The sequence below is a fragment of the Microbacterium sp. NPDC056003 genome (assembly GCF_042274785.1).
In the GTDB taxonomy this organism is placed as follows: Bacteria; Actinomycetota; Actinomycetes; order Actinomycetales; family Microbacteriaceae; genus Microbacterium.
In genome coordinates, this window is sequence record NZ_JBHJXQ010000001.1 from 1,798,254 (window position 1) to 1,812,032 (window position 13,779).

9 protein-coding genes are annotated in these 13,779 nt (G+C 70.1%); 5 read left to right on the top strand and 4 right to left on the bottom strand.

The features are described 5' to 3' along the window. Positions 1 to 74: 74 nt before the first annotated feature. Together ACFC1W_RS08200 and ACFC1W_RS08205 are read left to right on the top strand one after the other, a co-directional pair. The gene (locus ACFC1W_RS08200; RefSeq protein ID WP_375990837.1) at positions 75 to 1,727 is read left to right on the top strand and encodes an FAD-dependent oxidoreductase; all 1,653 of its coding nucleotides are present in this window, start codon (positions 75 to 77) and stop codon (positions 1,725 to 1,727) included. Between the two features lie 268 nt (positions 1,728 to 1,995). After that, on the top strand, positions 1,996 to 4,932 hold the full coding sequence (locus ACFC1W_RS08205; RefSeq protein ID WP_375990840.1) for an immunoglobulin-like domain-containing protein: 2,937 nt from the start codon (positions 1,996 to 1,998) through the stop codon (positions 4,930 to 4,932). Between the two features lie 101 nt (positions 4,933 to 5,033). Here the strand turns inward: ACFC1W_RS08205 and ACFC1W_RS08210 are convergent, their stop codons facing one another. Then, positions 5,034 to 6,029 (bottom strand): LacI family DNA-binding transcriptional regulator, encoded by a 996-nt coding sequence (locus tag ACFC1W_RS08210; protein ID WP_375990842.1) that lies wholly within the window; start codon positions 6,027 to 6,029, stop codon positions 5,034 to 5,036. A 164-nt stretch (positions 6,030 to 6,193) separates the two neighbouring features. On the opposite strand from ACFC1W_RS08210, the gene ACFC1W_RS08215 reads away from it, so the two are divergent. Beyond that, complete coding sequence (locus ACFC1W_RS08215) at positions 6,194 to 7,234, top strand: LacI family DNA-binding transcriptional regulator (protein WP_375990845.1); 1,041 nt, start codon at positions 6,194 to 6,196, stop codon at positions 7,232 to 7,234. Here ACFC1W_RS08215 and ACFC1W_RS08220 read toward each other — a convergent pair. The 3 genes from ACFC1W_RS08220 to ACFC1W_RS08230 are packed head-to-tail and all read right to left on the bottom strand — an operon-like array spanning position 7,221 to position 10,293. Then, positions 7,221 to 8,048 carry a carbohydrate ABC transporter permease gene (locus ACFC1W_RS08220; RefSeq protein ID WP_375990847.1) on the bottom strand — a complete coding sequence of 276 codons (828 nt, stop codon included), beginning with the start codon at positions 8,046 to 8,048 and terminating at the stop codon, positions 7,221 to 7,223. The two genes, ACFC1W_RS08215 and ACFC1W_RS08220, sit on opposite strands and share 14 nt — an antisense overlap. Then, positions 8,045 to 8,956 (bottom strand): carbohydrate ABC transporter permease, encoded by a 912-nt coding sequence (locus ACFC1W_RS08225; RefSeq protein ID WP_375990849.1) that lies wholly within the window; start codon positions 8,954 to 8,956, stop codon positions 8,045 to 8,047. Before ACFC1W_RS08225 ends, ACFC1W_RS08220 begins: the two co-directional genes overlap by 4 nt. Continuing rightward, on the bottom strand, positions 8,953 to 10,293 hold the full coding sequence (locus tag ACFC1W_RS08230) for an ABC transporter substrate-binding protein (RefSeq protein WP_375990852.1): 1,341 nt from the start codon (positions 10,291 to 10,293) through the stop codon (positions 8,953 to 8,955). Before ACFC1W_RS08230 ends, ACFC1W_RS08225 begins: the two co-directional genes overlap by 4 nt. 267 nt (positions 10,294 to 10,560) lie before the next feature. Here ACFC1W_RS08230 and ACFC1W_RS08235 point away from each other — a divergent pair, with 267 nt between their 5' ends. Then, positions 10,561 to 12,987 (top strand): family 43 glycosylhydrolase, encoded by a 2,427-nt coding sequence (locus ACFC1W_RS08235; RefSeq protein ID WP_375990855.1) that lies wholly within the window; start codon positions 10,561 to 10,563, stop codon positions 12,985 to 12,987. A gap of 150 nt (positions 12,988 to 13,137) precedes the next feature. After that, a complete protein-coding gene (locus ACFC1W_RS08240) occupies positions 13,138 to 13,758 on the top strand; it encodes a hypothetical protein (protein WP_375990857.1) in 621 nt (206 codons plus the stop codon). Positions 13,759 to 13,779 lie beyond the last annotated feature (21 nt).

The window sequence follows — 13,779 nt, forward strand, 5'->3', positions numbered from 1 at the left end:
GACATGCGGATACTACCGGGGGTATAGTACGATACCCATAGGGGTATACCGAACCACCCCTGCGAGGAGTCCACATGAAGACGGTCATCGTCGGCGGTGTCGCCGGGGGGATGTCGGCGGCGACACGGCTGCGGCGCCTGGACGAGGCAGCGGAGATCGTGGTGTTCGAGCGCGGACCGTACGTCTCCTACGCGAACTGCGGCCTGCCGTACTACGTGGGCGGCGTGATCCGCGACCGCGGCTCTCTGCTGCTGCAGACCCCGGCGTCGCTGGCGGCTCGCTTCCGGCTCGATGTGCGCACCGGCCATGAGGTCGTCAGCATCGACCCAGCGGGGAAGACCATCACCGTGCTCGAGCTCGGCAGCGGCGATGTCTCGGTCGAGACCTACGACGAGCTGATCCTGGCGGTCGGCGCCTCCGCGCGGGCGGCGACCGGCGACTCCGGCATCCCCACCCACACGCTGCGCACCGTCGAAGACGTCGACGCGATCGACGAACTCGTCGGCTCCGTGTCCGATCACCCGTCCGCACTCGTGGTGGGCGGCGGGTTCATCGGGCTGGAGGCGGTCGAGAATCTCGTGCGCCGCCGCATCCACACCACCCTCATCCAGCGGGGCCCGCACATCCTCAGCCCGCTCGACCCCGAGATGACCAGCCCGATCGAAACGGAGCTGCGCCGCCACGGCGTCGACGTGCGCACGTCCGTCACGATCGAGAGCATCGAGGGCGGCGACGTTCTCCTCGCGGACGGCACCGGCGTGCGGCCGAGCTTCATCATCGACGCGTCCGGCGTGGTCCCCAACGTCGACCTCGCCCGCACCGCCGGTCTGCGGCTGGGACCCACCGGAGGGATCGCGGTCGACGGGCGAAACCGCACCAGCGACCCCCACATCTACGCCGTGGGGGACGGCATCGAGAAGATCGACGCGATCTCGGGCGAGCCCGCCCTGGTGACGATGGCCGGCCTCGCCAACCGGCACGGCCGCTCCGTCGCCGACGTGATCGTCGGGCGCGACGAACGGAACACGCCGGCATGGGGAACCGCGATCGTGAAGATCTTCGACGTGGTTGCAGCGAAGACCGGCTGGAGCGAGCGGCAGCTCGCCGCCGCCGGCCGGGCGCACCGGGTCATCCACACCCATCCCGCGTCTCACGCCACCTACTATCCGGGCGCGGAGTCGATGTCGATCAAGCTGCTGGTGGAGCCGGTCACCGACGCCATCCTCGGCGCGCAGATCGTCGGAGGGGAGGGCGTCGACAAGCGCATCGACGTCATCGCCGTCGCGATGGCGGGCGGCATCACGGCGTCTGGGCTCGCGCGCCTGGAACTGGCGTACGCGCCGCAGTTCGGCTCCGCGAAGGACCCCGTCAATCAGCTCGGCTACGTCGCCGACAACCTGCGCGCGGGCACGACCTCGAGCATCCAATGGCACGAGCTCGACGACGCGCTCGGCGGCGGCGCCACCCTGATCGACGTCCGCACCCCCGCGGAGCACGCCGCCGGTGCGATCCCCGGCGCGATCAACATCCCGGTCGACGATCTGCGCGAACGTCTGCATGAACTGCCCGACGGCCCGCTCATCGTGCACTGCCAGGTCGGACAGCGCGGACACACCGCCGCGCGCATCCTCTCCCAGCACGGCCGTGACACCCGCAACCTGGACGGCGGCTACCGCACCTGGGCCGCGGGCGTCGCCGCTCGCACGCCCGACCCCGTCCGAGTGTGACGCCCGGCGCGGGTACGCCGTCGAGACGTCGTATCCGCGCCGAAACGTCACCTCGCACACGTCGTCTCGGCGCAGATGTGACGTCTGGCGTGCTCGGAGCGCGGGCACGCCTCAGCTCGGTCAGCCATTGCCTCTTGGCAACCCGTAGTGTGACCGCTAACATGCGAAGCAGACCGAGGTTGATGGATAAACCTCGGTCTGCCGCCGTCCGAGCCCCAGCTCTCGCGGCGGACCACACTCGTCCGACGATCGCACGAAGGAGTGCTCCATGGCCCATCCCGCCCCCACCCGACACCGACGCAGGGGTCGCGTCACCGCGCTGACCGCTGCGGCGGCTCTGTGCGTCGGCGTCATCGCCGCCACACCCGCGGCTGCGGAGCCCGTCTACGAAGATGTCGTCGACGGTCTCGTCCACCAGTTCCTCCTCGACGAGACGACGGGCACGCGCGTCGCCAACACCGGCACGGCCGGTGCGGCAGCCGACGCCACGCTGGTGAACCCCGACAACGCGGCGCGGGACGGCCGCGGCATCCGGTTCAATCCCGACGACTACGCCGACGCCCTCTCCGGCGCGTACGTGCGGCTGCCGAACGACCTGACCGCCGGCATGCAGGCGATCACCGTCGACTACGACATCTGGATCGACCCCGCCAACGTCGGCGAGCACCAGATCTGGAGCCTCGGCAACAAGGCGTCGTGCGAGGCCACCACCGGCCAGCAGGGCCAGCTGTTCTCGTCGAACACGCAGCGCCTGCGCGTGGCCGCGGGCAACGTCAACGTGCAGCAGAACCGCGTGCGCCTGCCCGAGGGCGTCTGGAAGCACATCACCTACACGCAGACGCCGAACGCCAACGGCACCTCGTGGACCGGCACCCTGTTCGTCGACGGCGTGCAGCACGCGCAGTCCGCGACGATCACCACGCCCCCGTCGGTCAACGCCGCAGGGACGAACTGCAACTTCCTCGCGCGTTCGCAGGTGCCCGGCAACTATTCGTTCCGTGGCACGCTGTCGGACTTCCGCGTGTACGACCGCGGCCTGAGCGGAGCCGAGGTCGCGCAGCGTGCGGCGCAGGGCAATGACGAGGGCGTGGAAGCGGATGCCGCGGCCATCGACCTCGGACTCACGAGCGCGATCGTCGAGAACCTCGAGCTGCCCAAGCTCGGTGGCGTCGCCGGTTCGGCGATCACGTGGGCGTCGTCCGACCCGGCCGTGGTCGAGGTGGTGAACCCGCCCGCCGTGAACAGCGCTCGCAAGGTGCCGATCCGCGGTGTGATCACGCGCCCGGCGCTCGGCGAGCCCGACGCGACCGCCACGCTCACCGCCACCCTGCGCAAGGGCACGGAGTCCGTCGCCGTCCGCGAGATCCAGGTGACCGTCCCGGCCGAGTTCGATGACGGACACTCGGTCGACCGCGACGCGCTCGACCTCGAGCTCTACGAGACCGACAACGTGCGCGGCAACATCACACTGCCCGACGCCGGACGATGGGGCTCGGAGATCACGTGGGAGTCCGACTCCGACGCCGTCTCGCCGACCGGTGTGGTCACGCGCCCCGCGTACGGCCACGCCGAGGTCGACGTGACGCTCACCGCGACCGTCGCCAAGGGCGACGCCGAGGTCGAGAAGACCTTCGACGTCGTCGTGAAGCCACTGCCCCGCGAGGAGGAGAACGAGCGGTACTTCCTCGGCTACTTCAAGGGCGAGGGCATCGCGGACGGTGAGCAGATCATGTTCGCGACGTCCAACGGCAACACCGCGCTGGACTGGACCGGCCTCACCGGGGGCTGGCCGTCGCTCGTCTCGCAGCTCGGCGATCAGGGTCTGCGTGACCCGCACATCGTCCGCTCGCCCGACGGCGACACGTTCTACATGATCGCCACCGACCTCAACTGGTACGACCAGGGCGGGTACGCGATCAACGACACGCAGTACATCGAGGTGTTCGAGTCGAACGACCTGGTCAACTGGACGCCTCAGCGTCACGTCAAGGTGGCGCCCGACAACGCCGGCAACGCGTTCGCTCCGGAGTCGCTCTGGGTCGACGAGATCGGCGCCTACGCGGTGTTCTGGGCGCAGTCGCTGTGGAACGACCCGATCAACCGCACCGGTCAGGGGAACGCGCAGATGTGGTACAACATCACGCGCGACTTCCAGACGTTCTCCGAGCCCAAGGTGTGGCAGAACCCGGCTCCGCAGTCGCGTATCGACACCACCGCGATCAAGGTCGGCGACGAGTACTACCGCGTGACGAAGAACGAGGCGGGCAACGCCGGGTCGGACATCTTCTCGGAGAAGCACACCGACTTCCTCGACAGCGACATCAACGCGTGGGAGCTCATCGCCCCGGCGCTCGGTCGCACGACGTGGCAGTCGAACGCCGGCTACGAGGGCCCGGTGATCTTCAAGGCCAACCCCGGTGACACCGCGTGCCCCGGCCAGTTCTACCTGTGGGGAGACCGCTACACGAACGGCGGCGGATACCAGGCGGCGTGCGAGGCGAACATCGAGGCGCAGACGTGGCAGGCGAAGACGATCACGATGACCAACGCCGGCGTCCCGCGTCCGCGTCACGGCACGGTGATCCCGATCACCCTGCGCGAGTGGAACAGCATCCGCGGCATCCCCAACGAGGACGTCGCCACCACGGTCGAGGTCTCGGCGGACGACGTCCGCGCGGGCGACAGCACCGTCGTGACGGCATCCGTGTCGGCCGCCGACGGCTTCGAGACCGGCGGCCAGGTGCGGTTCAGCCTCGGCGACTGGTCCGAGACCGTCTACCTCGAGGACGGCGAGGCGTCGGCGACGCTCCCCGCGGACCTCGCTGAGGGCGCGCAGACCGTGAAGGCCGAGTTCCTCGGGTTCGACATCCTGCTCGCCTCCGAGGCGACGGCGTCGTTCGAGGTGCTCCCCGCCGTGGCGGCCTCGGTCGCCGTGTCGTCCCGCTGCGTGGGCGGGAAGGTCCTGCTGACGGTCTCCGTCACCAACGACGACGAGCGCAAGATCGCCGCGCAGATCGGCTCGGACTTCGGTGCGAAGCAGATCGGCGCCGTGGTCGCGGGCAAGACGCATTCGTCGGTGTTCACGACCCGTGCGGCGGACATCCCGGCCGGATCTGTCACAGTGACCGTGTCGGCCGGCGACGGAGACGATCGCGAGCAGTCCGTGTACGACGTCGAGTACGGAGCGGCGTCCTGCACAGGGTGACCCGAGTCGGTGGGGGGTCGCGTCCTGCGGCCCCCCACCGGCACGCCCGCCGACAGTGGCGGATTGGCGACATCGCCGGCCGGACCGGCCCTGCGGAAGCTCTAGCGTGTGCTCTCGCGCACCACGAGCCGGGCGTGCGCCGTGCTGCGATGCAGCTCGCCGGCCGCGGCGCCCGCCTGCAGCCGCGCCATCATGACGCGGACGATCTCGTCGGCCATCTCGTCGTTGCCGGGCTCGATCGTCGTCAGGCGCGGAGTCGTATAGGCGCTCGCCCGGACGTTGTCGAATCCCACGACCTGAACGTCGGCCGGAACGCGGACCCGACGGTCGGCGAGCGCGCGGAGCGCGCCGTGCGCGCACGAGTCGGTGAGGGCGAAGATCCCGTCGAACCCGACGCCGCGGTCGAGCAGGGCGCTCACCTCTCGGTACCCGTCGGCCATGTCGAGACCGCCGTTCACGACCCGGTCCGGGTGCGCCTCGAGGCCGCGTTCCCGGTGGGCCTCGTCGAAGCCGCGCGTGCGCAGCGTCTGCACCGATTCCGGACCCGATCGATCGCCGCCGAGTGCGACCAGCGACTCCGACCCCCGATCCAGGAGGTGTCCGGTCGCCGTGCGCGCGCCCGCGACGTTGTCCATCAGCACGTGGTCGAATCGGCTGGACAGCGCACGCTCGCCGAGCAGCACGATGGGCTTGGTGGGCAGCAGACGGTTCAGATCGACCGACTCACTCGCTGCGACCGCGAGGATGAAGCCGTCATAGGTCTCGAGGTGGGATGCCGCGAGGGATTCGACCTCGGCAGCCATCGCGCCGCCCGTGTTCTCGGCGACGAGTCGGATGCCGCGCTCGGCGAATCGCACCGACAGGCGTTCGGCAAGCTCGCTGTAGTACTCGGAGGCGAGCACCGGGAGTCCGAGGCCGACGATCCCGGTCCGCCCCTTCCGGAGCGAGCGGGCACTCTGATTGAGCCGGTATCCCAGCTCATCGATCACTCGGGTCACGCGGTCGATGGTCTCGGCGCCGACGCGCTCGGTGCGGCCGTTGATCACGTTCGACACCGTCTGCGCCGAGACGCCGGCTCTGTCCGCGACATCCTGCATCGTGACATGCGGTTTCGCGTGAGAAGGGGACGGTGGTTGCATCCGGGTCTGTTCGGGTCGGTGCCGAGGTACCTTGCGACTCTAGCCGCGTCTCGCGTCCCACGGCGGACAGACGGCGGCCGGTCGCGCCGCCCGTTGCCTGCGCGGTTCCGTCCGGAGTGAGCATGACGGCGGTCGAGCAGGAGCTGGCGCGGCATCATCCGCCGACGATCTACGACATCGCACGGCTGGCCGGCGTCTCGCACACGACGGTGTCGAGAGCGGTGAACGGGCAGGACGGCATGACCGAGGCCACGCGGCGACGCGTGCTCGAGATCGCCGGGCGGATGGGGTACGAGCCGAATGCGTCGGCGCGCACCCTCGCCGGCCGCGTGCGTCCTCAGCTCGTGGCGCTGGTGGCAGCGGAGGGATGGCGCGAGTCGGGGCTGCTCGTCGACGCCGTCGCCCGAGAGGCGCATCGGGCCGGACTTGCTCTGACGATCGTCGATGTCGACCCTGCCGACGAGCGTTCGCGCGCGAGCGCGGCCGCGCGCATCGGTGAGCCCGGCACGGCGGGGATCGTGCTCATCGTGGCCGACCCGCTCGCGCGTGAGCGACTGAGGTCGCTGGCCGAGACGACCCATGCGGAGGTGCCGAGGGCAGGACGGCACAGGATGCTCGCGCTCGGGCCCGACTCGCCGGCCCGGGTCGCCGTGGCCGTGGAGCACCTGGCCGGGCTCGGCCACCGCCGGATCGCGCTCGCGTGCCCGGATACGGCACGCCCCGCCGACGCCGGGAGCGGTATCCCGGGTGTCCGGGGTGTCCGGCTCCGGTCGATCGAGGGAGCAGGCGCCGACGCCGACGCAGGGTTCCGTCTCGGGCAGGATGCCGGAGCCTTCGCCGACTGCACCGCGCTGCTCGCGCCCACGGTCTCGTTCGCGCTGGGCGCAGTGAGGGGGCTGCGAATGCGTGGCGTGCGGATGCCGGGGGATCTCAGCATCGTGAGTCTCGAGGACCACGCCGACGCGCGTCATGCAGCAGTGCCGCTCACCGCCGTCTCGTCGCGCACGGACGAACTCGCCGCGACCGTCGTCGCACGTCTCCTGGCGGCGGACGACGAACTCGCGTCCGAGGTGCAGGCTCGTGCGGGGCTCGTCGCGCGACAGAGCACCGCGCCGGTCCACGACGGCGCCCGAGGAGAGCGATCGATGCTCAGCGGCGTGTGATCCCCGGGGCGCGAGCGATCCCGTCACGCGTGATGCGCCGTCCCGCAACGACGAGCATCAAGATCATCGGCGCCGTCGCGAGCAGTGCACCCGTGAACACCAGGGCGTAGTCGACGCCGTACTCGCCCTGCAGCGCGCGAAGCACGACCTGGACGGTCTGCCCGCCGGGAGAGCGCAACACGATGAACGGCCACATGAAGTCGCTCCACGTGGTGACGAACAGGATGCCGGCGAGGACCGCTGCTCCCGGCCTGACGAGGGGCCAGGCGACGTGGCGGAATGTCCGCACGGTGCCGCAGCCATCCAATGCGGCGGCATCGAGGAGCTCGTCCGGCAGCGTCGCCACGATGTACTGGCGCATCCAGAAGACCCCGAAGGCGCTCGCGAGCGCCGGGACGATCAGCGCCGTGAGCGAATCGACCCAGCCGAACGCGGAGACGAGCAGATACTGCGGGATCACCGCGAGCTGCACGGGCAGCGTCAGACCGAGCAGCACGACCACGAACAGCGGGCGTCGACCGGGGAAGCTCAGCTTCGCGAAGGCGAAGCCCGCCAGCGCGCACGCCAGCGCACCGCCCACCGCGACGCATCCCGCGACGATGACGGAGTTCACCAGCGCCCGGCCGAAGGACACGGCCGCGAGGACCGTTCCGACGTTGTCGACGAGCGATCCACCCGGGAGGAGCGGCGGAGGAAACGTCGTCGCCGACGCCGAGTCGCGCGAGGCGACCACCACCATGAACCAGATCGGCAGCCAGCACACGATCGCCGCGGCCACCACGACGGTGACCTCGATCCGCGCGGAACGGGTCACGTCGTCCACCCCAGGCGACGGCCGACGACCAGCGCAGCGCCGACGGCCGCGCCGGCGATCGCGAACACCGCGGTGGCCACTGCCGCCGCGTATCCGAACTGGAAATCGCGGAACCCGACCTCGTAGACGAGCAGCGCGAGGGTCTGGCACTGGCGCGCTGGACCGCAGGTGACGCCGGTGGGGTCCAGCAGGAGAGGCTCGGTGAAGAGCTGCAGCGCCCCGGTGACGGAGGTGACCACGCTGAACGCGATGACGGGCCCGAGCAGGGGGAGAGAGAGGTGGCGGAACTGAGCCCACCCTCCGGCGCCGTCCAGCTCCGCCGCCCGGAACACATCCCGCGGCGTGGCGCTGAGCACGGCGAGCATCAGCAGCGTCGTGAACCCGAAGGTGCGCCAGACCACGATGCCGGTGACCACGGCCCACGCTCCCCACGGCTGCGCCAGCACATCCACGTGCGGGTGCCCGACCGCGTGCAGCAGGCGGTTCACGGACCCGTAGTCCCGGTCCAGCAGCTGCGCGACGAGGATCGTGACCGCCGCGCCCGACGTCACGAACGGGACGAGCAGGGAGACCCGCACAGCTCCCACCGCCCGACCGGCAACCCGATGGATGAGATGAGCGAGCCCGAGGGCGATGCCCACCTGCATGATCGTCGCCGCGGCGGCGATGGCGAGGGTATTGGTCGTCGCGGTCCAGAACCGCGGGTCGGCGGCGAGGCGCTCGAAGTTGGCGGCGCCGACCCACGTGCGCGCGCCGAGCGGGTCCCACTGCCACCACGCGAGCACGAACGTGGCCACCGAGGGCAGCACCGTGAACACCGCGAAGACCAGGGCGAACGGCGCGAGGAAGAGGTAGGGCGCCGCGGCGTCCCACCGGGAGACCCACCTCAGGCGAGGTCGGTCGATCAACGGTCGTCCGCGACGTCGGTCGCGGCCGACGGCGGCAGAGCGACGGCGATGGCATCGAGGGCGGAGCGCCACGCGGTCGCGGGTCGGATGGAGCCCTGCTCGACGGCGGCGAGCGTCTGCACGAAGGCGGTGTCGACGGTGGTGGACGCCGGTCCCTGGCGCACCGCCGGCATGTCGACGATCGATCGGGTGAGCACCTCGCCGATCCGCGACGGTCCGAAGAAGTCGTCACCGTATGAGGCGAAGGCGTCCTGGAGGTACGGATCCCGGGAGGCGGGCAGCGGACCGCCCGATTCGAAGTGCTCGAGCTGTGCTCGGGGGGCCTGGGTCGCGGCGATGTAGTCCCATGCGGCTTCGGGATGCTGCGCCCCGGCCGGGATCGCGAGATAGCTGCCGCCCCAATTCCCCGCGACACCGGGAACCGACGTGATCCGCCACGCGCCATGCGAGTCGGGTGCGGTCGACCTGATCACGCGGAGCATCCATGACGGCGCCGGCATCACGGCGAAGTCGCCGCGGGCCATGGCCGCCGACCAGCCCGGTGTGAACGCGGCGGCGCCGGCGCCGATGCCGGCCTCATGGGCGCGCAGCGCCACGTCGAAGGCGCGCTCGAGCCCCGCGTTCGACGTGTGGACGAGCTCGCCGTCGTCGCCGTAATACTTCACGGGCAGCTGGTTGGCGGCGTTGACGAAGACGGTGGTCGAGACGTTGTCGACGAACGCGACGTCGGACCGCGCCGAGAATCGGATGCCGGTCTCGACGAAGTTCTCCCAGGTCGGCCAGAGCGCGGCCACCTCCTCCGGGTCGGTGGGCAATCCCGCCGCCGCGAAGAGGTCCGCGCGGTACGCGAGCGCCATGCCGCCGACGTCGGTGGGGACGCCGATCACCTTCCCGCCGGCCGTGGTCGCGGCATCCCGTGCCCAATCGAGGTACTCGCCGCCCACGTCGTCGCCGCCGAAGTCCCTCAAGTCGACGAAGTGGTCCTCGGCATCGAGGAAGCGCGGGAGATCGTCGCCCTGGATCAGCACCAGGTCGGGCGCGTGACCTGCGGCGAGCGCCGCCGTCAGTGCGTCGGCTGTCTCGGCCGAGGTGCCCACTTCGCTGAGTTCGATGCGGGCGCCCGGATGCGTTTCGAGGTACCCCTCGACCTGTTCGCCCTGCTGGATCCCCGTGAACGACCAGAAGGTCATCGGTCCGTCGGAAGGGGCGGCCGCGCAGCCGCCGAGCAGCAGCGAACCCGCGACGGCGAGCGCGGAGACGGCGCGCACGGGCACGGCGATGCGACCGCGTGTCGACCGCCCCAGGCGGCGGCGCGCGCGGAATCCGATGCTGACCATGCACGCTCCTTCGCGTCGAGCGGGATCGACGGGAACGGGCGCCGCTCGTGGCTTCCCTCGATCATGCACGACTTTGATAGCGCGAACAACTGGGTATTGTCATGGGTCGCTGTGACCGCTAACATGCGAGAATCCGCCATTGGGGTCGGGTCGCACGCAGCAGTGCTCAGCAGATCTGAGGCAAGGGGAAATCACGCCCACCCCACGTCCCCCCGCGTTCACGCGGTGCAGGCGGACCGAGGTTGATCGATCAATGAGGAGGAGACCTTGACCACCAGGGAGATCACACATCGTGCGGCCGTGCGCCGCAGGATGGCCGGCGTGCTGGGCGCGGCTCTCGCCGCGACAGCGCTCATCGTCAGCGGGCTCGCGGCTCCCGCGACCGCCGCCGATGAAGAGCTCATCGTCAACGGCGGATTCGAGGCCGGCCTCGACGGATGGTTCGTCAACAACGGGAACGGCACGGACGGCGGCACCCTGTCGATCGTCGATGACGCGTTCTCGGGCGCGTCCGCGGTGAAGATCACCGCTCGGCAGACGACCGGCTCGGGCCCGATGCAGGATCTGAGCGGCAAGATCCAGGCCGGCCAGACGTACGCGATCAAGGCAAGGGTGAAGTACGACAATCCCGCCAGCCCCGCGACGAAGCAGTTCTTCGCGACGATGCACTACGGCGGCGGCACCTACACGAACCTCGCCAGCACGACGCCGGCGCGCGGACAGTGGGGCTACATCAATTCGACGTTCACCGTCCCCGCGGGTCAGAGCGTGGCGACTGCCCGTCTGTTCATCGAGACGCCGTGGACCAGCGACCCGTCGACGGCGCCCGACACGCACCTCATGGACTTCGTCGTCGACGACGTCTCGCTGATCGGCACGCCCCCGCCGCCGCCGCCCTCGAAGACCATCGAGGTCGTCGGCAAGCTCCCCGGCGAGCACAACCCGCTGATCGGCCACAAGTTCGGTGCCGACGGCTTCGGCTATGCCGAGGACGGCCGCGTCTACATGTTCATGACGAACGACACGCAGGGGTACGCGCCCGACCCCATCACCGGCATCTCACCGTCGATCAACTACGGCAACATCAACCAGATCACGCTGATCTCTTCGGAGGACCTCGTGAACTGGACCGACCACGGCGAGATCCAGGTGGCCGGCCCGCAGGGCGTGGCGCCGTTCACCGGCAACTCGTGGGCTCCCGGGTTCGCGAAGAAGGTCGTCGACGGTGAGGAGAAGTACTTCCTCTACTACGCCAACGGCGGCGGCTCGAGCAACGTCATCACGGGTGAGAGCCCGCTCGGCCCCTGGGTCAGCGAGCGCACCAGCACGCTGATCAACGGCTCGACGCCGGGTGCTGCGGACGTCGCCTGGAAGTTCGACCCGGCTCCGCTCGTCGACAAGGACGGGAAGAACTACCTGTACTTCGGCGGCGGTCCCGCCTCGACGAGCCTGCCCGCGGCCGAGCGCTACAACAACCCGAAGAACATCCGGGTCATCGAGCTCGAGGACGACATGGTCACCACCAAGGGCTCGGCGATGGTCGTCGACACCCCCGTGTCGTTCGAGGCCGCGCACGTGTTCGAGCGCGAGGGCAAGTACTACCTGACCTACTCGTCGCACTTCGGCGGGAACGACTTCGGCGGCAACCAGACGCCGCTTCCCGGGTACCCGGGCGGAGGCCAGATTCCGTACATGATGTCGGACAGCCCGACCAACTTCCCGAAGGAGAAGTACGTCGGGGTGCTCTTCCCGAACCAGTCGCAGTTCTTCGGGACCGGCACCGGCGGGAACAACCACCAGTCCGTCTTCAAGTTCGAGGGCAAGTACTACTTCACGTACCACGCTCCCACGCTCAACAAGCGGATCAACGGCAACACGACCCAGGGCTACCGCAGCCCGCACATCCAGGAGCTGGCGTTCAACGCGGACGGCACCATCCAGCAGGTCGTGGGCACCTACGCCGGCGTCGAGCAGGTGCGCGACTTCGATCCGTTCCGCACCTTCGAGGCCGAGACGTTCGGGTGGAGCAAGGGCATCGCGACCCAGAAGGTCGCGGACGGTTCCACGCAGTTCGGCGCGGAGGCTCCGAACCTCGTCGTGAAGGACATCGACAACGGCGACTGGACCGCGCTGTCGTCGGTCGACTTCGGCGACGCCGGAGCCGCTGAGGTGACGGTCAAGGTCAAGCCGCTCCAGGCGGGTGGATCCATCTCCGTCCGCACGGGCAGCGAGACCGGCCCGGTCGTGGGCACCCTCCCCGTGACGGGTGCGACCGGTGAGTGGACCGAGCTGTCGGCGGACCTCTCCGGTGCGACGGGAACCCAGGACGTCTTCTTCACCTACAGCGGTGGGACCGGCGACCTGTTCGAGCTCGACACGCTCTCGTTCACCGAGGCCGATGAGCTCGCGCTCGATGTCAGCGCCGAGGCGGCATCGCGCTGCGTCGCGGGCAAGACGGTGCTGACGGTCAAGGTCACCAACGGCGAGGACGTTCCGGTCACCGCGTCGGTGGCGACCGCGTTCGGCTCGAAGTCGGTGACGGTCGCGGCCGGCAAGACGGTCTCGAACGCGTTCACCACGCGCCTGGCCACGGTCACCGCGGGCGCCGCGACCGTGTCGGTGTCGGCGACCGTCGGCGGCGAACCGCTGACCGGGGTCGTCGAGGCGGCGTACGGCGCGCACAGCTGCGGCTGACGCACACCCGGGGTGGCGGCCGGGAACGGCCGCCACCCCACCCACCCACCTGCGGTCCGCACCTCGGTGCGAGACCGTGAGCGGCCGGACGATCCGGCCGCCGACACCACCTCGCGGCGCGGCGCGCCGCGCAAGATCGGAGACGGCAAGATGAAGAAGACAGGCATGATGGGGCGGCTCGCCGCGGGAGCAGTCGGAGGGATGCTGCTGCTCGGCGTCGCCGGCGCGGCGATCGCAGACGAAGTCGGCGACGACGCGGTCGATGTGACCGTCGACATCGCGGCGCTGCCGCCGGTCGGCGCGCTCACGATGAGCGTCGCCTCCACGTCGGCGGCACTCACGGAGGTCGAGTCGCAGGACGCCGACCTGCGCGAGTTCGCCGGCGTTCTGCCGACGGTCACGGTCTCGGACGACCGCGAGGAAGTGCCGGACGGCGTGTTCTGGTACGTGACGGGGCAGTCGTCGGCCTTCACCGCCGCAGGTGCCCCCGAGCTCGGTCCGGAGCACCTCGGCTGGACGCCGCACCTGCTCACCGAGGCCGACGGCGAGGTCGCCGAAGGCCCCGAGGTCGGCACCGTCTTCGACGAGGCGCCCAACAACGTCGGACTCGAGGGCGAGGAGTTCCTCTCGATGGCCATCGACTCCAGTGGCGCGCGCGCGGTCGGCTCGTGGGACGCGAATGCCGACCTCGTCCTGAAGACCCCGGTCGACGTCGCCCCGGGCAGCTACTCGGCGACCCTCACCCTCACCCTGTGGGAAGACGCGTTCTGATCAGACCGGATCCCTCACCGC